Origin of the sequence: Streptomyces sp. A 4/2 (genome assembly GCF_940670765.1) — a bacterium.
GTDB lineage: Bacteria > Actinomycetota > Actinomycetes > Streptomycetales > Streptomycetaceae > Streptomyces.
Window position 1 is genome coordinate 106,377 of sequence record NZ_CALNVW010000009.1, and the last position, 19,929, is coordinate 126,305.

The following is a 19,929-nucleotide window of genomic DNA, read 5'->3' on the forward strand; positions in this document are numbered from 1 at the left end:
CCAGGAACGCGTGACGGGTGCGGCCCGACAGTAATTCCTGAGCAATTCCTGGGTGTTACGCCCGCGTGTCACCCGGTTCCGCAGGGGGAGCCGCGCCCGCGAACTCCCTGTGTGGCGGGAGCCGCGCCCCGGAACCCCCTGCGTGCCGACGGGATCTACGCCGGTGTCTCCCCCGGCACCGCCCGCAGCCCGCCCGGCCACCGTCCGGTGCGCCGGTCCGCGCGCCCCGCGCCGTCGGGCCAGAGCCGGGGTCGGCGCCCGGCCGCCAGGTCCTCGATCCAGCCCACCGCCAGCACCGTCAGGCCGATCAGCGGCCAGACCGCCACGAACATCCAGACGTTGTACGTCGTGGTCAGCAGGGTGTCGAACCGGTCCTCGACGAACGGGATGTTGTACAGCTGGTCGATCAGCGGCACGGTGGCCATGATCAGCGCGTTGTGCCAGAGGTAGACGGTCACCGCGCGGTTGTTGGTCAGCGTGATCACCCGGTCGAACTTCGCCAGTCTGGCGGGCAGTTGCTGCCAGGAGGGCGAGTACGCGAGGAGCAGCGCGCAGGCGCCCAGCGACCAGGTGGCCTGCGCGAGCGGGATGTCGTTGAGGTCCCAGCCGTCCGGGCCGAGGTGGCCGGACGCCCACCAGAGGCCGAAGCCCATCACCGGGACCGCACAGGACACCAGGAAGTACCGCGGGACCTTCCGGAGCAGTCCGTCCTGGTGGGCGAAGCCCAGGATCCAGCAGGAGCCGTAGACCGCGAAGTCCGTGAGCGCCAGGCCGAATTCGCCGGGGACCGTCACCAGTCCGGTACCCACCACCGCGGTCAGCGCGAGAGGCGCGAACAGCGTCGGCCACGGGAGCCTGCGGAACGCCTTGAGCAGCAGCGGCGAGAGCAGTACGAACCAGAGGTAGGCGCGCAGGTACCAGAGCGGCCCCACCGCCTGGTCCGGCCAGCTCTGTTCCAGCCAGCCGGACGCGGAGCCGAGCGAGTCCGGGTACGGCGGGGCGCCGACCGGTACGACGTAGAGGAGCACCTTCGTGACGGAGGGCCGCCACCCGGCGTACACCATCATCCCGACCATCAGCGCGCCGAACGCCCACATCGGCGGCAGCAGCCGGCGGACCCGGCCGCGGATGACGCCCCACGCGGGGCGGGCCAGTGAGCGGGCCATGAGCGAGCCGGCGAGCGCGAACATCACGCCCATGGACGGGAAGACGACGGACAGCCAGGCCCAGCCGAAGAGGTGGTAGAAGACCACCCGGACCAGGGCCGTGGTGCGCAGCAGGTCGAGATAGCGGTCGCGGCCCGGCGGACGGGTCGGAGGGCGGTTCGGAGCGGGCGGACCCGGCGGGGCCGGGGTGGCTGCTGGGGTGGTGGCTGCGGTGGTGGCTGCGGTAGTGGCCCCGGCGCCGTCCGGAGAAGCGCCCGGCGTCGTGCCCGGCGTGATGCCCGGCGTGGTGGTGGCGGTCATCGGACGGGCCTCCGGTCGTCGTTGCTGTCGCTGCGGCCACTTCGGTCGCCGCCGTCACCATCGTCGCCGCTGTCACAGGCCTCCCCGACCCGCTGCCCACCGCGGCGGCGCGGGGCGGGCACCGCTCCCGGCGCCTCGACCACCCCCGTACGGCGAAGTTTCTGCCAGCGCAGCCGTCCCCCGGTGAGCGCCGTGATCCAGGACTGGAGCAGCACGGTGTACATCAGCTGCCGGTAGAGGATCTGCTGGAGCGGGAGCGACACCAGGTGGCGCAGCCGTTCCCGGTCGAGCCGGAAGGCGTACGCGGCGCACCCGCCCTGGAGGGCGAGCACCGCGAACCAGGCAAGGACGGTCTTCTGGGTCGGCCCGAAGATCAGCCCGTACAGCAGGAAGACATCGATGAGCGGAGCCAGCAGCGGTGCCAGGACCATGAAGAGGGCCACCAGCGGCAGCCCGACCCGGCCGAACCGTCCCGACGGGCCGCGCTCGACGAGGGCGCGGCGGTGCTTCCAGATCGCCTGCATCGTCCCGTACGACCAGCGGTAGCGCTGTGACCAGAGCTGCTGCACGGTCGCGGGCGCCTCGGTCCAGGCGCGGGCGTTCTCCGCGTAGACCACGCGCCAGCCACCGCGGTGCAGGGCCATCGTGACGTCGGTGTCCTCGGCGAGGGTGTCGTCGCTCATCCCGCCGACGGCGGCCAGCGCCTCGCGGCGGAAGGCACCGACGGCGCCGGGGATCGTGGGCATGCAGCGCAGTACGTCGTACATGCGGCGGTCGAGGTTGAAGCCCATCACGTACTCGATGTGCTGCCAGGCGCCGATGAGGCTGTCCTTGTTGCCGACCTTGGCGTTGCCCGCGACCGCGCCGACCCGTGGGTCCCCGAAGGGCTGCACCAGTTCGCCGACGGTGGACGGTTCGAAGACGGTGTCGCCGTCCATCATCACGACGAGTTCGTACCGGGCGTGCGCGATACCGGTGTCGAGGGCGGCCGGCTTGCCGGAATTGCGCTGGCGCACCACCCGCACACCGGGCAGCCGCATCGCCTCGACCAGGTCAGCGGTGCCGTCCGTCGAGCCGTCGTCGATGACGATGACCTCCACCGGGTGCTCGCTCGCCATCAGCGAACGGACGGTGTTGGCGATGCATTCCCGCTCGTTGTACGCCGGTACGAGGACGGAGACCGGTTCGGTGACCGGTGGCCCCCAGCGGAAGTCCGGGGCGCGCACCCGGCGGGCGTGTACGAAGGACAGCACCAGCATCAGTCCGAAGCGGGCGAAGACCAGGACGCCGACCACGGCGAGGCAGACGATCAGCACCCCGGTGGCGTCGTCGGAGAGACCGACGGCGAAGACGAACGCCTTGCCGCGCCACAGCTCGGGCCCGCTGACCGGGGTCTGCGCGGACGGTGCGCCCAGCGCGTCGGTGAGGCTGGCGAACTCGTAGCCCTGGTGCTGGAGTTCGGGCAGGTAGCGGCCGAGCGCGGCGACGGTCTGCGCCCGGTTCCCGCCCGAGTCGTGCATGAGCACGATCGCGCCCCTGCCGCCCACGGGCGTGGCGTTGCGCAGGATCGTGGGGACGCCGGGCCGCTGCCAGTCCTCGCTGTCGACGGAGTCGAGCACGGTGATGTAGCCACGGCTGCCGATGTACTTCACGACCGGCCAGTTCTTGTCGTCGAGCGCGTCCGCGAACGACGAGTAGGGCGGCCGGAAGAGCGAGGAGCGGATACCGGCCGCGCCTGCGAGGGCAAGCTGTGTCTGGGAGAGCTCCCAGTCGATCCGGGTCCTGGACTGGTACGAGAGGTCGGGGTGGTTGAAGGTGTGCACGCCCACCTCGTGCCCCTCGTCGACCATGCGTCTGACCAGGCCGGGATAGCGGGAGGCCATGGTGCCGGTGACGAAGAAGACCGCGTGGGCGTGGTACTTCTTCAGCTCGTCGAGGACCTTCGGGGTCCACTCGGGGTCGGGTCCGTCGTCGAAGGTCAGGACGATCTTGTGGTCCGGGATCCGCAGGCTGGTGGGCCCGCCCGGGGCGCGGGCGTCGATGACCGGCCCGCCGCCGAGGATGCGCCCGGGGACCTGGTCGGTCGCGGCCGGGGGGCGGACCCGGTGGTCGGCGACGATCTCGCTGTGCACGTAGCCGCGTACGACCAGCATGCCGAAGAGCGCGACGAGCAGCAGCAGCGGCAGGAGATAGCGCATGGGCACCCTGCGCCGGACGGTTCTCATCTTCTACGGGGCGCCTTCTGCGGAGTCGGACTGCGCCGGAGCGGGCGCGGTCGCGCTGTCGGAGGGGGTGGGACCGGCCGAGGGGGGTGGCACCGCGGTGCCACCGGTCGGCGGTCCCGGGGTCCCGGCCGGGACCTCGGTCCCGTCACCGGGGACACGGGAGGGGGGCTGGACGGGCCTTCCGGGAGCCGCCGCCACGCGCAGCTGCTTCGACCTGGCGGCGCCGACGCCGACCGCCACACCGCGCGACACGGCGGCCCTCGCCTTCGGCACTCCCGCATACGCGCCCTCCGCGGGTACGGGAACGTGCCCGCCTCCCACGACCGGTGCCGGGGCGACCGGCGCCCGGGGCGCCTCGGGCGCGGCCGGGATCCGCACCCTGTCGGCCTTCTTCCCGGCGGCCGGGCCCGGGATCGACAGCCAGGGTGCGGTGGAACTGCCGCCGACGACCGTGCTGAGCAGCAGCACCGCGTAACAGGCGCAGCCGAGGGCGACGAGCCAGCCGATACGGCGGTACTTCCGGCTTCTGCGCCCGCTCACGTCGACGAAGACGGGGCCGTCGGCAGCGTCGGCGAGCGTGCTCCCCTCGCGGGCACGGTCTTCACGGGCACGGCCTTCGCGGGCACGGCCTTCGCAGGCACGGTCTTCGCAGGCACGTTCCGGCGGACCGGGCAATTCCCGCCCCGCGCCGTCCCGTTGAACCGTCACGTCGGGCAGCTCACGCAGCTCATGCAACTCACGCAGCTCATCCAGCTGCCCGAAACGGGCACCATCTCGCCATTTATCCACCGTTGCACACACATCCCGCCCGAGGCCGATTCACCTACGCGTCATTGACCGGACGGATTCCGCCGGGCCCAGGGCGTGTTCGAGAAATCTCCACGCGGGCCCGAGGGCGCTCTACCCTCTGCGTCCGGTGGGCGAATCTAGCGCAATTTCAAGCCACCTCAGGACAGATGTTCACAGTTGCTCATATCGACCCCTGATCTGCCCGCACATCGCCATGTCCACAGCAGGGAGCCAAGAGCCAGGGGGCATCTCCAGCCATCCGTGACCTGCCACTGCCTCGTCGATCGCCGCATGAAGGGCACTGAGCCCCGGGTGTCGCAAGGACTTTCGCCAGACGAGGGAAACCGGCGACAGCGGTACGGGATCCACCACCGGCCGCAGCACCATGCCCGGAACGCCGATGAACTCGGTGCTCGCCAGGACCGACCAGCGCCGTTTGCGGATCACTCGCGCGAACTCCTCCGGTCCGTCGATCTCCGGGAAGGGTTCGGCCAGTTCGATGCCCCGGCCCGCGAACAGCCGTACCGCCAGATCGGTCCACTCGGCCGTGGCCGGGTTTCCCGCCGCCGCGTAGAGGCTCTCCCCCGCCAGCGCGGCCAGCGGTACCTCCTCCAGGGCCGCGAGCCGGTGATCGCCGGGCAGCAGGACCGCTATGCGCTCGAACCGGACCGGCCGGTGGTCGAGTACGTCGAGCAGTTCGGGCGGCAGCCCGGCGACCCGCCCGGCCGAGACGTCGAGTCGGCCTGCCGCGATCTCCGCCGCCGCGCCCGTGAGTCCGCTGTGGAACCGGGCCACGAACTCGACGTCGGGCGCGCTCTCCCGGGCCCGCCGAAGCAGGCGGTGGGCGGTGCTGACCGGGGCGCCGACGTCGAAGAGGAGCGGGCGGTCGTCGCGCGCCCAGGCCACCGCCAGCTCGTCGTACGCCGCGAGCACGCGCCGGGCGTACGGCAGCAGCCGCACGCCGTCGGCCGTGAGCGAGACCTGGCGGGTGGTCCGTACGAACAACTCGGCCCCCAGTTCCCGCTCCACCCGTCGGATGTCCCGGCTCAACGACTGCTGCGCGACGTAGAGACGGGCGGCGGCACGGGTGAAGTGCAGATCCTCGGCGACAGCCACGAAGGCCCGCAGCAGACGGGGGTCCAGGTGCCGAGGGTCGTGCGCCCGGGAATCACGGGGCCGGGAATCACGGGACCAGGAGTCATGAGGCCGGGGACCACGAGGCGGGGGATCGTGGGGCGGGGGATCGTGGGGCGGGGGCATCCGGTGAACTTACAACGCAGCCGCGTCAATCGCCCCGGAACAAGTGTTGGACCCCGTGACGGCGGCGCAGCCAGGCTGGGGCCATGCCGCACGAGTCCCGCTCGGGGATACCCACGCCCGCCACCACCACCGTCCCGCCGCCCACCACCGACCCGCCCAGCACCGGCACCACGTCCGGCACCGGCACCACCGCCAACCCCCCAGGACCTGTCCAGCCGATCTTTGCCGGGTCCGGAACGCCTGGCACTTCCCCAAGTTCTCGGCTCCGCTCGAACAGGGGAGACCCCATTCCTCGCCGCGTTGCCGAAACGCCCACAGGAAACCACCCTGCGGACCCTTCGGCGCCTTGCGATGCACCGCGCCAGACGCCCCGGACTGATCCGACAAGACCGACCGGACAGGTCCTCACCCCCTACCGCCGCCTTCTCACCACCCCCGGCGCCCGCGCCTTCACCGCGGGCAACCTCGTCGCCCGGCTGCCCAGCGGGATGTTCGGCGTCAGCGCCGTGATCATGATCGCCGGGGCGCGCGGCTCGTACGCCCTCGCCGGCGCCGTCACCGCCACCGGGCTGGCCGCCACGGCGCTCGTCGGCCCCTGGACGGCCCGGCTCATCGACCGGTACGGCCAGAGCAGGATCGCCGTACCCGCGGCGCTCACCGCGGCTCTCGGCTCTCTCGCGCTGCTGCTGTGCGTGCACTTCGACGCACCGGACTGGACGCTCTTCGCCGCCTACGCGGCCACCGCGACCACCCCCAACACCGGCGGGATGTCCCGGGCCCGCTGGGCTCATCTGCACCGCGACGACCCGGCCGCCCTGCACACGGTCAACTCCTTCGAACAGGCCGCCGACGAGCTCTGCTTCATGCTCGGCCCGGTGGTGGCGGCCTTCCTCTGCTCGGCGCTCTTCCCCGAGGCCGGGACGCTGGTCGGGGCGTTCCTGCTCGTCACCGGCGTCCTGGTCTTCGCCGCCCAGCGCGCCACCGAACCGCCCGCCACGCCCCGGACCACCAGGACCCGCTCACCGGTCCGCCACCCCGGCTTCCCCGCACTGCTCGCGGTCTTCCTCGCCACCGGTGCGGTGTTCGGCGCCATGGAGGTCACCACGATCGCCTTCGCCGACGCCCACGGACACCGCTCGGCCTCGGGCGTCGTACTCGCACTCCAGGCGGCGGGTTCCGGCGCTGCGGGACTGCTGTACGGGGCGGTGCGCCCGGCGCGGAACGTGCAACGGCGCCTGCTCTGCTGCCTGGCCGCCATGACCGTACTGATGACGGGCCCCCTCGTCGCGGCCTGGGCCACCGGCTCATTGCTCGTCCTCGCGGGCTCACTCCTGTTCGCGGGCGCGGCCACCGCACCGACCATGGTCACCGGCATGACGCTGGTCCAACGCCTCACCCCGGCAGGGCAGTTGAACGAAGGCATGACACTCGCCGTGACCGCGATCCTCGGCGGCATCGCCGCGGGCTCGGCCACCGCGGGCTGGGTCGTGGAACATACGGGCGCCGTCTCCGGCTACGCCGTGCCCACCTCGGCCGCCGCCCTCGCCCTGCTGCTGTGCGCGGCAACTCACCGTTCCCGGCGGGGATGAACCCGGAAACACCACCGGCCCGAAAGTCCGGAAAAGGCCTTGAGCCCCCTGCCTGGAAGGGCTACGGCCGGGCCCGGTACCCTGCATCGTTCATCACTACAGGGGAGGGCCTCATGGCCGTACGCAAGGCGACCATCCAAGAGCAGATCAACGCGGCTATCGCTCAAGCCAATCCGGGCGACCGCACACATGTGTCCATCCAGGCCATCGCGGGCCCGAACCCGATGCTGATGAGCATGCTGGGGATCATAGGCCAGTCGTTCCTCACGTATTACTTCGTGACGGTGACCGACCAGGCCGTACTGATCCACAAGGCCAGCCGCATGAGCAACCGCCCGCAGGAGATCGTGCACGCCCTGCCGCCGGCCGAGGCCATGCGCGCGGTCAGCGACATCAGGCGCGGCAGCCTGTGGAGCTCGTTCCGCCTCCAGCTCCCGAACAGCGCCAAGCCGGTCAAGATGAACGTGCACCGCATCTGGCGCAAGGAAATGGACCAGCTCCTCGGCATGCTGACCGGCTACCAGCCCTCCTCGACCTTGGCATAGGCCACAGGGCGGCCCCCAGGGGCTTGCGGGTCAGCGGTTGACCGACTGGATCTCCTGGACGTTCAGGTTCTGAGTGGCCTCGAAGGTCCCGTCCGGGAGATCCCCCTTGGTGCCGCCGGACCCCTCCCAGGAGATCCGCCACGTCACCGACGCCTTCAGCCGGTACGGCGCGCCGTCGGTCGCCCGCAGGTAGGTGACACCACAGGGCGGAGTCCTGGCCGAATCACCCTTCTTGTACGGGGCGCCGATGCTGCCGTCACCGTTGATCCCGCAGTCGCCCGACGCGGGGTACGTCTCCGCGTCCGTGGTACCCGGCTCCAGATGCAGAGCGACCGGCTTCGCTGTGGTCTCCGCCCACACTCCGGTACCCGGCAGCTCGGCGCGCACCTTGACGTCCTGGAACTTCGCCCGGTCCAGCCACACCCAGGTGGGCAGATTGACGGTGGACTTGGCCTGGGGCTTCAACTGAACCTTGGTTTCAGGGACGTTGATCCTGTCGTAGGCGTAGGCCGCGAGGACATCGGGGGTCGGGGCGTGCGGGTCGTCGGGGAGCGTGTTGGCGTCCTGCCAGAACAGGTTCCGCTCGCAGTCGTAGGCCCAGGGATCGTGCGCCACATCCTGGTTGATGACCCCGCGCCAGAACTTCCCGTCCTTGCCGATGTTGTAGTTCTTGTAGCTCGTCTCGTCAGGGTTCGAGGACTGGCCCTTCTCGTAATTGTTGACCATCAGCTCCTCACCCCAGCTGACCGTCGGAGTGACGGGCACCAGAGGCCCGCCCTTCTTCAGCCGCTCCACCCCGGCCTTCAACTCCTCAGGGGTCGCGACCGGTTCGTACCAGCAGGCGGGCGGCTTCCAGTTGGGGTCCACCGCGGTGAGGGGCTTGGGCGACTTACCGGGGGCGCCGCCGGAGACCTGCGTGACCTTGATGCTGGTGGCACCGGCTGAGGCCATCAGGGTGTTGCCCGAGGTGCCTCCGTGAGGGCCGTTGGGCTTGGTGTTCTGATGCTGGTCATCGTCCCCGAACGCGTAGGCCACACCTGAAGTAGAGACGAGAGCGAGCGCCGAAACAGTGAGACAGGTGCACAGCATCGCTATGGTTCGCATCAGCTGCACGCCCCGGGAACGGTCTCCAGCGAAACGGTCTGCCAGACTCCCTGGGAATTCTTGTCCAGCCTGGTCTGGTACAGGAGCACCGAATCGGCCTTGTCCGGGGTGCGTGTGACCTTGCTGGTCTTGCGATTCTTCGTGGACGCCTGCCGTTCGTCCACGCAGTAGAAGAGCACCCCTGAGCCCGTATCGTTGATGTGCACCTGCGGCGAGAAGATCCTGACCTTCCCGATCAGGCTGTTGTCGTCATCGACGAAGCTCTTGATCCACTTCTTGGCAGACGCCAGCGACCCGCCCGAGTTGTAGAACGCCACCCCGCCGGAATCAGGCTGTGCGTCGATGATCGCCGCGTACTCCGACTTCAGCTGCTCCGCCCCGTCATTCATGATCGCCTGAAGCTTCGGGTCACTGTTGGTCCAGCCCTCGAAGTTGGTCTGGAAATCCTTCGGGAACGCGACCTGCGGCCGCTTTACCCCACCGGGCGCGGCCGAAGCAGACGCACTCGCCGAAGCCTTCCCGCTGCTGCCGTCCGCCCCCTTGATCTTGTCCGAGGCCGAGCTGTCGCCTCCGCCGGAGGAGCCGCAGGCGGTCAGAAGGACGGCGGTGGACGCCGTGATCGCGGCCGTCACGAGCCAGGTGGAGCGGTTCACTCTGGATACTCCCGATGTTGATCGTGGGGTGGTGGCACAGACCGGCCAACGCTATCCGTGATCACGGGGTGACACCAGGGCAGCCTGAAAGCCCCGACCGGGTCCAGGCGCACAAAAACCGTCGGCCCGTCGTATGAACGACGGGCCGACGGTTACATGGGGTGGTGGAGATGGCGGGAATCGAACCCGCGTCCAACGGTGCAGAACCAGGGCTTCTCCGAGCGCAGTTCGCTACGATTTTCTCGGCCCCGGAGATCTCGCGAACAAGTCTCCGACGGGCTCAGTCACTGTTTGATTTCCCACCGGACCCCGTGACCGGGACCGGCGGTTTAGTTCCCTAGATTATGCCAGGATCCGGGTCGGGAACTTCCCCGGGCTGACACCCATTCAGGGTCCTTCAGTCACTGTTATTAGGCAGCGAGGGCGAAGGACTGGGAATCGCTCTTAGAGTTGGCGATTATTGTTTGCGACATATGGTTTACGAGATCATTGCCGCTTCCTCGGCTCGCTTCACCTGCTTCGACAGCCGCTGTCGAAACCGATCATCCCCATGTTGATTTTTCAAGGTGATACCGCGCCCCGAAGGGTGCAGTGCCATCGTACGTGACCAACCCGCGACGGTGCCACTGTATTCCCGCGGGTCAGCCCCGCTGCTTGCGCCGGACCGCCGACACCGCGCGGTCCGTCTCCCGCCGGTCCTGCTTCTCGCGCAGGGTCTGCCGCTTGTCGTACTCCTTCTTGCCCTTCGCCAGCGCGATCTCGACCTTCGCCCGGCCGTCCTTGAAGTACAGCGCCAGCGGCACGATCGTCAGGCCGGACTCCTGGGTCTTGGACTCCAGCTTGGTGATCTCCGCGCGGTGCATGAGCAGCTTCCGCTTCCTGCGGGCGCTGTGGTTGGTCCACGTCCCCTGCGTGTACTCGGGCACGTGCACGTTGTACAGCCATGCCTCGTGGCCCTCGATCTGCACGAAGCCGTCCACCAGGGACGCCCGCCCCATCCGCAGCGACTTCACCTCGGTCCCCGTCAGCACCATTCCGCACTCGTAGGTGTCGAGGATGAGGTAGTCGTGCCGTGCCTTTTTGTGCTGGGCGATCATCTTTCGCCCTGTTTCCTTAGCCATAGTGCGACCATTTTCGCACTAAGCCCCTCCCCCGAGGCCACTCAATACTGTCTCGGCCGTCGCTTCGGCCCGTTTGCCCGCTGTCACGTCGGGGGTGATCCCCCGGCCGTCGACGCTGCGCCCTGCCGGCGTGCGGTAGTGGCCGACGGTCAGCTCCGCCACGGCGCCGCCCGGCAGCGCGCTCGGCATCTGCACCGAGCCCTTGCCGAAGGTCCGTGAGCCGACGGTGACGGCCCGGCCACGGTCCTGGAGCGCGCCGGTGAGCAGCTCGGCCGCGCTCATCGTGCCGCCGTCGATCAGGACGACGAGGGGCCTGTCGGTGTCCCCGCCCCGGTGCGCGTACACCGCCCGCTGGGCGCCGTGCACGTCGTACGTGGCGACCAGCCCGCCGTCCAGCAGGGCCGAGGCCGCGGCGGTGGCCTCGGTGACCAGGCCGCCGCTGTTGCCGCGGAGGTCCAGGAGTAAGCCGCCGTGGGCGGGCGCGGCGCTGACGGCCTTCTGCACCCGCTCGCCCGAGCCCCTGGTGAAGGCGGTGACCTTGATCATCGTCGCCCGGTCGGCCAGCTGTCCGACGGTGACGGCCTCGGTGGTCAGCCGGGCCCGGCGCAGGGTCCGCGTCACGGTCGTGGGACCGCGCCGCACCCCGACGACCACCGGCGTACCCGGCGTGGACGCACCGTCGCCGCCACGCAGCCGGGTGACGACGTCGGTGACCGGGTTGGTGCCGACCTGGCGGCCGTCGATCGTACGGAACACGTCGCCCGCCCTGAGGCCTGCACGGGCCGCCGGGCCGCCGGGGCGGACCCGTTCGATCTCGATGTGTCCGTCGCGGCTGCGCCGGGCCCACAGGCCGACGCCGGTGTACTCGCCGTCCAGGGAGTCCTCGAACTCCTGGTACTCGGAACGGTCGTACACCGCGCCCCAGCGGTCCCCGCTGTGGCTGACGACCTCCTCGGCCGCCTTCGTGCCGGACTCGCCGGCGGCCTCGGCCTCCGACGCGGCCCTGACGAGTTCGCCGCGGTCGACGGTGTCGGCGGCGTCACGCGTACGGGTGGGTCTCGGCGTCCTCGCCTCGCCCGGCAGGGAGTTGGTGGCCGAGGCCGTGGCGAGCACGCTCACGAAGACCAAAGTCAGAACCGCCCCGCGGCGAACGCTGCGGGGCGAGGAACAGTAATCCGGGCCTGACATGGCGCCCACTGTAGGGCAACCCCCGTGCGCCGCAGGGCTCGTTCACCTGACGGCGCACAGGGCGAGTTTCACACCTTCAGGTACTTGCGCAGAGCGAAGAGAGCAGCAAGGGCGGGCATCAGCAGCCCGATTGCGAGCACCAGCGGCAACTTGGACAGGACGGCGTCCCAGCCGATGAAGTCGATCAGGTTCAGCTTCTCGTGCAGCGCGAGACCGTGGTCGATCAGGAAGTAGCGGCCGACGAGCAGCATGCCGCAGGCGACAAGTCCGCCCAGCAGCCCCGCGAACGCGGCCTCCATGATGAACGGCATCTGGATGTAGAAGCTGGACGCGCCCACCAGGCGCATGATCCCGGTCTCCCGTCTGCGGCTGAACGCCGAGACGCGGACGGTGTTCACGATCAGCATCAGCGCGATGATCAGCATCAGCGCCATCACGAAGAGGGCAGCCACGTTCATGCCGTTGAGCAGCGCGAAGAGGTTCTCCAGGATGCCGCGCTGGTCCTGGACGGTCATGACGCCGTCCCGGCCGGCGAACGCCGTCGCGATCACCTTGTACTTCGTCGGGTCCTTGAGCTTGACGCGGAGCGACGACTGGAGCTGGTCGGGCGTGATGGACCCCGTCATCGGGGCGCCCTTGAACTCCTGCTGGTAGTGCTTGTACGCCTCGTCCGCCGACTCGTAGGTCACGGTCTCGACGAGGTTGTCCATCTTCTTCAGATCGGCCTCGATCGAATTCTTCTGCTCCTCGGTGACGGCTCCCTTGGCGCACTTGGGAGTGGATTCCGCGTCACCCTTGGAGCAGAGGAAGATCGAGACGTTGACCTTGTCGTACCAGTAGCCCTTCATCGTGTTCACCTGGTCGCGCATGAGCAGCGAACCGCCGAACAGGGCCAGGGACAGGGCGACGGAGACGATGACCGCGAAGGTCATCGTGAGATTGCGGCGGAGACCCACGCCGATCTCCGACAGGACGAACTGGGCGCGCATGGCGTCCTTTCAGTGCTGGTAGCCGTAGACGCCGCGCGACTGGTCGCGCACGAGACGGCCCTTCTCTAGTTCAATGACGCGCTTGCGCATCTGGTCGACGATCTGCTGGTCGTGGGTGGCCATCACCACGGTGGTACCGGTGCGGTTGATCCGGTCCAGCAGCTTCATGATGCCGACGGAGGTCTGCGGGTCGAGGTTGCCGGTCGGCTCGTCCGCGATCAGCAGCATGGGGCGGTTGACGAAGGCCCGCGCGATGGCCACGCGCTGCTGCTCACCACCGGAGAGCTCACCGGGCATCCGGTCCTCCTTGCCCCCGAGGCCGACCAGGTCGAGCACCTGGGGAACGGCCTTGCGGATCTCACCGCGGGGCTTGCCGATGACCTCCTGCGCGAACGCCACGTTCTGCGCGACGGTCTTGTTGGGCAGCAGGCGGAAGTCCTGGAAGACGGTGCCGAGCTGGCGGCGCATCTGCGGCACCTTCCAGTTCGACAGGCGCGCGAGGTCCTTGCCCAGGACGTGCACCATGCCGTGGCTGGTGCGCTCCTCACGGAGAACGAGCCGCAGGAAGGTCGACTTACCGGAACCGGAAGAGCCCACCAGGAAGACGAACTCCCCCTTCTCGATCTCAAGGGAGACATCCCGCAGCGCGGGGCGGTTCTGCTTGGGATAGGTCTTGGAGACGTTGTCGAATCGGATCACGAGTGCACCACGTCGGCCGGGAATAGGTGAGCGTGACCTTACGCGAAGCGGATGTGCGCCCGCAGGCAGCGTCCGTCGATGCGTGGTATGTCCGCGATATGCAGGGGTACGGACCGGGCGGAATCCGGCGGGGCGCGCCGAATCGCGTGTGAACTGGCACAGTAGAAGAGGGAACAGTTGAGTTTCCCCGGGCGTTGTCCCGGGTGACAGCGCGTGAAGCGGTTCCGCCGCGCGGGAGGAGGAATGCGCATGACCTACGACCGACTGGTGTGCGCGAACTGCGCGTCTCCCGTCAGCGAGGGCCGCTGCCGGGTCTGCCGTGCCAGCCGCGAGCGGCTCCAGCAGGAGTCGGGCTCCTTCGGCGGCCTCAGCCCGGTGGCGTTGATCACCTTGCTGATACTGCTGGTGGCGGCGCTGGCACTGCTGGCGCAGCAGACCGTCTGACCGGACCGTCCGCGGACCCCACGAAGGCCGCCCCAAGGCCGCCCGTGGGCTCTGCCGGGACATGAGTGAGGGCCCCGGGTTCCGATCGGAACCCGGGGCCCTCACCGCGTACGTGCTGAACCTCAGGCGAGGTTGCCGCCGCGGCCCGCGAGACGCGGGAGCATGCGGAAGCCGATGCCACCGGCGATCATCGTCGCGGCACCGAGGATCAGGAACGTGGTCTCGCCCGCACCCGTCTCGGCGAGCTCCTGCTTGGGCTTGCCCTGCTCGACCGGCTGGGAGCCGACAGCGTCGGGCTCGGTGCCGGTGACGGGGGAACCGCCGGTCGTCGAACCACCGTTCGTGGAACCGCCGTTGCCCGACGTCGAGCCGGAGGTGCCGCTGTGGTCGCCGCCGGTCGTACCCTGGGACGAACCCGAGGTGCTGCCGGTCGAGCTGCCCTCGGACGTACCAGAGGACGTACCGGAGGACGTACCGGTGGACGTGCCCTCGGAGCCCGAGGACGTGCCCGTCGAGGTACCCGAGGACGTGCCCGTCGAGGTGCCGGTGGACGTGCCCTCGGACGTACCGGAGGACGTACCGGTGGACGTGCCCTCGGAGCCCGAGGACGTGCCCGTCGAGGTGCCGGTCGACGTGCCCGTCGACGTGCCCTCGGAGCCCGAGGACGTGCCCGTCGACGTACCCGTGGAGGTGCCCTCCGAGGTACCGGTGGACGTGCCCTCCGACGTACCCGTGGAGGTGCCCTCCGAGGTGCCGGTGGACGTGCCCTCGGACGTACCGGTGGACGTGCCCTCCGACGTACCCGTCGAAGTACCCTCCGACGTACCGCCGTTGTCGACGCCACCGATCGGGTCGGTGGTGCCGCCGCTTTCCTCGCCGGACTGGATCGAGGCGTTGAGACCCGCAACGTGAACATTGATACCGGCGGCCTGTGCGGCGCCCGCGGCGGTCAGCGAGGCGCCTGCGGCGATCACTGCGCCTGCAGCTATGCGCGCTACGCGAATCCGCGTCTTCTTGGTCATCTGGCTGCTACCCCCAGTAGCTCATCGTCAATGGTGCAGCGCACGGGGCAGGCAGGCCGTAGGGGTGTATGTCCGTCCCCCCGATCGCACGCGCCCCGGGAAATACGCATGCCGCGTGTCACTTTTCCCAGTTTTAAGAACCGCGTCAAGGTCGTTGCGGGCGCGATGCCGGAAATGCGATGACTTGCCCGGCGTACGGGAATACGACTGTGACGCAACCGGGGAACTACCGCCGCTGGGACGGGAGTTCTCCGGTTGCGTCACTGCTGACCGTGTCGATAAATCACTGTTGAACGGTGCGGGAACAGCAAAGGAAAGCGTTGCTACTTCTCCTGCTGCTTGCGCCAGCGAATTCCGGCCTCCAGGAAACCGTCGATCTCACCGTCGAGCACCGCCTGCGGGTTGCCGACCTCGTACTCCGTACGGAGGTCCTTGACCATCTGGTACGGGTGCAGGACGTACGAACGCATCTGGTTGCCCCAGGAGTTGCCGCCGTCGCCCTTGAGGGAGTCCATCAGCTCCTTCTCCTCCTGGCGGCGGCGTTCGAGGAGCTTCGCCTGGAGGACGTTCATGGCACTGGCCTTGTTCTGGATCTGCGAGCGCTCGTTCTGGCAGGAGACGACGATGCCGGTCGGGATGTGCGTCAGCCGCACCGCCGAGTCGGTCGTGTTGACGCCCTGGCCACCGGGGCCCGAGGCGCGGTAGACGTCCACGCGCAGCTCGGTCTCGTCGATCTCGATGTGGTCCGTCTTCTCGACGACCGGGAGCACCTCGACACCCGCGAAGGACGTCTGGCGGCGGCCCTGGTTGTCGAACGGTGAGATGCGGACCAGCCGGTGGGTGCCCTGCTCGACGGAGAGCGTGCCGTACGCGTACGGCACCTTCACGACGAAGGTGGTCGACTTGATGCCGGCCTCTTCCGCGTACGACGTCTCGTAGACCTCGGTGCCGTAGTTGTGGCGCTCGGCCCAGCGCAGGTACATGCGCTGGAGCTGCTCGGCGAAGTCCGCGGCGTCGACCCCGCCGGCCTCGGCGCGGATGTTGACGAGCGCCTCACGGGCGTCGTACTCACCGGAGAGGAGGGTGCGGACCTCCATCTCGTCCAGCGCCTTGCGGACCGCCGCGAGCTCCGACTCGGCCTCGGCGAGGGTGTCGGCGTCGTCCTCGGCCTCGGCGAGCTCGAAGAGCACGCTCAGGTCGTCGATGCGCCCCCGCAGCGTCCCCGCCTTGCGGACCTCGGCCTGCAAGTGGGAGAGCTTGCTGGTGATCTTCTGGGCCTCTTCCGGGTCGTCCCACAGGGACGGCGCCGCGGCCTGCTCCTCAAGCACGGCGATATCGGCCCTCAGCTTGTCGAGGTCCAGGACGGCCTCGATCGACCCCATGGTCGAGGAGAGGGACTTCAGCTCTTCGGATACATCGACGACTGCCACCTCACCAGCGTAACGGCTTGGAGCATCAGCAGTCCCCTGCCCTCGGCCCCGGGGCCCCTCGTGCGGGCCCCCGGGCTCCGGCTCCGGCTCCGGCGCTAAGGCTGCGCGGGCGCCGACCGCCCGTTGTCCTGCGGGGTGCCTCCGCCGTCGTCGCCCGAGGACGTCGCCAGCCAGCCGCCTATGCCGACGGCCGCCGCCACGACGAGCGCGGTCACGCCCAGCTTGATACGGCGCCTGCGGACCGCCTCCGCGGTGGAACGGTGGCGGGCCGAGCCCGGCTTGCGCTCGCCGGCCGAGCGAGGGGCGCGGGCAGTGCCCAGGGGGCCGCCCGCCAGCTCGTCGGGGGCGGGGACGCGCATGCTCGTGTGGGTGTCGCGGTTCGAGTCCGGGGTGGAGCCGGGGACCAGCGGGACGGCGCCGCGGCGGCGGGTCTCGGCGGGCGCGGCCGGTTCGTACGACGTCTCCTCGTACGGCTGCTCCTCGGGCTCCGGTTCGCCCGGCTCGTCGACGTCCAGCGGGGGGATCCCCGCGAGGTGCGGAAGCTGCTCGCGCAGCCGCTCGCCCAGCTCCGACGCCCGCAGCCGGGACGCGGGGGCCTTGGCCAGGCACTGGACCAGCAGCTGCCAGAGGTCGTCCGGGATGCCGGGGAGCGGGACGACCGTCTCCGTGACATGGCGGCGCAGGATCGCGCCGGGGTGGCCGCCGCCGAAGGGGGTGAAGCCCGCGAGGAGTTCGTACAGCACGGTCGCCAGGGCGTAGATGTCCACGGACGCGCGCGGCGGCAGGCCCTCGATGATCTCCGGGGCGAGGTAGTCGGGGGTGCCGATGATCTTCGACGCCTGGGGGCGGCCGGGCCCCGAAGGGCCCGCGGGGAGCGCGCGGCGCGGGGCGTCGATCAGCTTGGCGACACCGAAGTCCGTGAGCAGCGCCGGGTGGGAGCCGCCGGGGCCGAGCGGGCCCTGCATGTCCAGCAGGATGTTCTCGGGTTTGACGTCCCGGTGCACGACGCCCGCGGAGTGCGCGGCGGCGAGGCCGTCCGCGATGTCCGCGACGATCGCCACGGCGGCCTCGGGGCTGAGGCGGCGCTCACGGTCCAGCCGGGTGCGCAGGTCCGTGCCGCGGACCAGGTCCATGACCAGGGCGAGGTCGTTGCCGTCCACCACGAGGTCGCGCACGGCGACGACGTGCGGGTGGTCGAGGCCGAGCAGGGCCGTGCGCTCCTGGACGAAGCGGCCGACGAGTTCCTGGTCGGCGGCGAGGTCCTCGCGCAACAGCTTGACGGCGACGGGCCCCGAGGGTCCCTCGCCCAGCCACACCGTGCCGGCGCTCCCCCGCCCCAGGATCTGGTGGGCGGTGTACCGGCTGCCGATCTTCCGTGCCAAGACTGCTCCCTCAGCGGCTGGCGCTGTGCCTGTCCGGGGCAGCCCCCGGCCCCCCGGCTACCCGCTCTCAAAATACGCGGGCATCGGGGTGTTCAGTGCCCCGGATGGCGCCAACCCTCACTTCTACGGGGGTATTTCGCCCCGCAGAAGTCGACATGTTTACAGAGTGGGTGCTCCCGACGGAACTTACCGCGGGGTCAGCAGGTGACTTCTCAGCCGGTGACCTTGTTGACGAAGTCCTTGACCGAGTTGAAGCCGGAGGAGATCTCCGAGAAGAAGCTCTTGGAGGAGCCGATCCAGCCCTGCAGCGGCGTCAGTTCCCAGACCAGCCAGGAGCCCACGAAAAGGACGAGCACGATCACGAAGCAGCCCTTGAGGCAGCCGAGGCCAGGGATCCGCACCGGGTTCGCGCTGCGCCGCCGCGGCTCACGGGGCTCGCGCGGGGCGGGCGCCTGGGGCTGCTGCGGGGGCGCGTACTGCTGTTGCTGCGGGCGCTGTTGGGGACGCTGCTGCGGCTGCGGGGCGTACTGCTGCTGGGGCGCGTACTGCTGCTGCGGCGGCTGCGCGTACCCCTGGGGCTGCTGCGGCGCGTACTGCTGCTGCGGTGGCGGCTGACGGCGCTGGGGCGGCTGCTGCGGCTGGCGCTGCGGGCGGTGGCGCAGCGGGTCCTGGTCCGGACCCAGGTACTGCACCTGGGTCTGCTCGTTGCGGTCGCGGGCCGCGCTCAGCTGGCTCTGCCAGGGGTGCGGCTGCTCGGGCCGGTCCGGCGACCGATCGCCGGGGGCCTGCCCCGGCGGCACCGGCGGCAGGACCGCGGTCGGGTCGGCCGCGCCGGTGCTGGGCAGCACGCTGGTGCGCGCGGCGGGGTCGTACGAGCCCGCGTTGCTCGGCAGGACCTGGGTCGGGTCGGCGGCCCCGGGCGTCTCGGGCACCTCGGCGGGTGCCGGGTCGGGCGCGAGCAGCGCGCCCACCCCGAGCGCGGCGGCGACCTGCGCGGGGGTGGCGTGGACGCCGACGCCCTCGGCGACCGTACGCAGCCCGCGGGCCAGGCTCTCGGCGCTCGGGCGGCGGTCCGGGTCCTTGCTCAGGCAGCGCTCTATGACCGTCCAGAGCGCCTCGGGCACGGTGGTGGGCCTGCGGGGCTCCGCGTTGAGGTGCTGCTGGAGCACTTCGAGGGCGGTGCCGCCCGCGAACGGCGGCTGCCCGGTGACCAGTTCGTACAGCAGGATGCCCGCACCGTAGATGTCGACCGCGGAGGTCTGCGGGCGGCCCTCGGCGGACTCGGGGGCGACGTAGGCGGGCGTGCCGACGAACTCGTGGGTCCGGGTGAGGCCCGGGGAGTCCGCGAGGCGCGCGATGCCGAAGTCGGTGAGCATGGGGTGCATCTGGCCATCGGCGTCCTGCTTCACCAGGACGTTCGCGGGCTTCAGGTCGCGGTGCACGACGCCGTCGGCGTGGCTGGCGGCGAGCGCGTCGGCGATCTGCGCGGTGAGCAGCGCGGCGGCCACCGGGCTGAACGGGCCGTTGTCCCTGAGGTACCGGTGCAGGTCCGGGCCGTCGATCAGGTCCATGACGAGGGCGAGCAGATCGCCCTCGACGACCAGGTCACGGGTCCGCACGATGTTCGGGTGCGTGAGGCGCAGCAGGACCGAACGCTCGCGCAGGAAGCGCATCACCACGTCCGGGTCGCTCGCCAGCTCCTCCTTGAGGACCTTGATCGCGACGGTCTCGCCCGGCTGACCCTGCACGGCCGCCTCGGCGCCTGCGGTCTCCCGCTGGCTGGCCCGCCAGACGGTGCCCGTGGCGCCACGGCCGAGCGGCTCTTCGAGCAGGTACTTGCTGCCTACGGGCCGCACGTCATGCGCTCCCTGTGATCGTCGTCCCTTGCCTGGTCCATCGGCCCCCCGGCCCGGATGTCCGCCCCACTCTAGAGCCTGTCCGGCCGATCTTCGCCGGGCCGGGACCGATCCGGCGGGACCGAACCGGCAGGCCGCGGTGCCGCCCGGCGGGGCGCCGGCCGACG

The 19,929-nt window shown here is 70.2% G+C and carries 17 protein-coding genes and 1 other RNA gene; 3 read left to right on the forward strand and 15 right to left on the reverse strand.

Translation table 11 applies throughout. The features are described 5' to 3' along the window. Positions 1–155: 155 nt before the first annotated feature. The 4 genes from NBY69_RS06365 to NBY69_RS06380 form a co-directional block, all read right to left on the reverse strand. Positions 156–1,466 carry an acyltransferase gene (locus NBY69_RS06365; protein ID WP_250298763.1) on the reverse strand — a complete coding sequence of 437 codons (1,311 nt, stop codon included), beginning with the start codon at positions 1,464–1,466 and terminating at the stop codon, positions 156–158. Then, the gene (locus NBY69_RS06370) at positions 1,463–3,664 is read right to left on the reverse strand and encodes a glycosyltransferase (protein ID WP_250298856.1); all 2,202 of its coding nucleotides are present in this window, start codon (positions 3,662–3,664) and stop codon (positions 1,463–1,465) included. The genes NBY69_RS06365 and NBY69_RS06370 overlap by 4 nt, the downstream gene beginning before the upstream one ends. 30 nt (positions 3,665–3,694) lie before the next feature. Further along, positions 3,695–4,426 (reverse strand): hypothetical protein, encoded by a 732-nt coding sequence (locus tag NBY69_RS06375; RefSeq protein ID WP_250298764.1) that lies wholly within the window; start codon positions 4,424–4,426, stop codon positions 3,695–3,697. 225 nt (positions 4,427–4,651) lie between these two features. After that, positions 4,652–5,740, reverse strand: a complete 1,089-nt coding sequence (locus tag NBY69_RS06380) for a LysR family transcriptional regulator (protein ID WP_374211216.1) — start codon at positions 5,738–5,740, stop codon at positions 4,652–4,654. A gap of 287 nt (positions 5,741–6,027) precedes the next feature. On the opposite strand from NBY69_RS06380, the gene NBY69_RS06385 reads away from it, so the two are divergent. Beyond that, complete coding sequence (locus tag NBY69_RS06385) at positions 6,028–7,329, forward strand: MFS transporter (RefSeq protein WP_374211220.1); 1,302 nt, start codon at positions 6,028–6,030, stop codon at positions 7,327–7,329. 113 nt (positions 7,330–7,442) lie between these two features. Next, complete coding sequence (locus tag NBY69_RS06390; RefSeq protein ID WP_250298765.1) at positions 7,443–7,874, forward strand: hypothetical protein; 432 nt, start codon at positions 7,443–7,445, stop codon at positions 7,872–7,874. A gap of 30 nt (positions 7,875–7,904) precedes the next feature. Here the strand turns inward: NBY69_RS06390 and NBY69_RS06395 are convergent, their stop codons facing one another. From NBY69_RS06395 to ftsE, 7 genes are all read right to left on the reverse strand, one after another. After that, on the reverse strand, positions 7,905–8,978 hold the full coding sequence (locus tag NBY69_RS06395; protein ID WP_374211217.1) for a hypothetical protein: 1,074 nt from the start codon (positions 8,976–8,978) through the stop codon (positions 7,905–7,907). Next, a complete protein-coding gene (locus NBY69_RS06400; RefSeq protein WP_250298766.1) occupies positions 8,978–9,631 on the reverse strand; it encodes a hypothetical protein in 654 nt (217 codons plus the stop codon). Before NBY69_RS06400 ends, NBY69_RS06395 begins: the two co-directional genes overlap by 1 nt. Positions 9,632–9,793: 162 nt before the next feature. After that, positions 9,794–10,181: a transfer-messenger RNA gene (ssrA, locus tag NBY69_RS06405) on the reverse strand. Positions 10,182–10,272: 91 nt separating this feature from the next. Next, positions 10,273–10,752 carry an SsrA-binding protein SmpB gene (smpB, locus tag NBY69_RS06410; protein ID WP_250298767.1) on the reverse strand — a complete coding sequence of 160 codons (480 nt, stop codon included), beginning with the start codon at positions 10,750–10,752 and terminating at the stop codon, positions 10,273–10,275. 18 nt (positions 10,753–10,770) lie between these two features. Then, complete coding sequence (locus NBY69_RS06415) at positions 10,771–11,940, reverse strand: S41 family peptidase (RefSeq protein WP_250298768.1); 1,170 nt, start codon at positions 11,938–11,940, stop codon at positions 10,771–10,773. 68 nt (positions 11,941–12,008) lie between these two features. After that, the gene (gene ftsX / locus NBY69_RS06420; RefSeq protein ID WP_250298769.1) at positions 12,009–12,929 is read right to left on the reverse strand and encodes a permease-like cell division protein FtsX; all 921 of its coding nucleotides are present in this window, start codon (positions 12,927–12,929) and stop codon (positions 12,009–12,011) included. A 9-nt stretch (positions 12,930–12,938) separates the two neighbouring features. Continuing rightward, complete coding sequence (gene ftsE / locus NBY69_RS06425) at positions 12,939–13,628, reverse strand: cell division ATP-binding protein FtsE (protein WP_250298770.1); 690 nt, start codon at positions 13,626–13,628, stop codon at positions 12,939–12,941. 249 nt (positions 13,629–13,877) lie between these two features. On the opposite strand from ftsE, the gene NBY69_RS06430 reads away from it, so the two are divergent. Beyond that, positions 13,878–14,072: a hypothetical protein gene (locus tag NBY69_RS06430; RefSeq protein WP_250298771.1), complete on the forward strand. Its 195-nt coding sequence runs from the start codon at positions 13,878–13,880 to the stop codon at positions 14,070–14,072. Positions 14,073–14,194: 122 nt separating this feature from the next. On the opposite strand, the gene NBY69_RS06435 is transcribed toward NBY69_RS06430, so the two are convergent. From NBY69_RS06435 to NBY69_RS06450, 4 genes are all read right to left on the reverse strand, one after another. Next, complete coding sequence (locus tag NBY69_RS06435; RefSeq protein ID WP_250298773.1) at positions 14,195–15,094, reverse strand: hypothetical protein; 900 nt, start codon at positions 15,092–15,094, stop codon at positions 14,195–14,197. A gap of 323 nt (positions 15,095–15,417) precedes the next feature. Then, on the reverse strand, positions 15,418–16,524 hold the full coding sequence (gene prfB / locus NBY69_RS06440) for a peptide chain release factor 2 (RefSeq protein ID WP_250298779.1): 1,107 nt from the start codon (positions 16,522–16,524) through the stop codon (positions 15,418–15,420). A gap of 95 nt (positions 16,525–16,619) precedes the next feature. Then, positions 16,620–17,906, reverse strand: a complete 1,287-nt coding sequence (locus tag NBY69_RS06445) for a serine/threonine-protein kinase (protein ID WP_250298780.1) — start codon at positions 17,904–17,906, stop codon at positions 16,620–16,622. A 212-nt stretch (positions 17,907–18,118) separates the two neighbouring features. Then, complete coding sequence (locus tag NBY69_RS06450; RefSeq protein WP_250298785.1) at positions 18,119–19,762, reverse strand: serine/threonine-protein kinase; 1,644 nt, start codon at positions 19,760–19,762, stop codon at positions 18,119–18,121. Positions 19,763–19,929 lie beyond the last annotated feature (167 nt).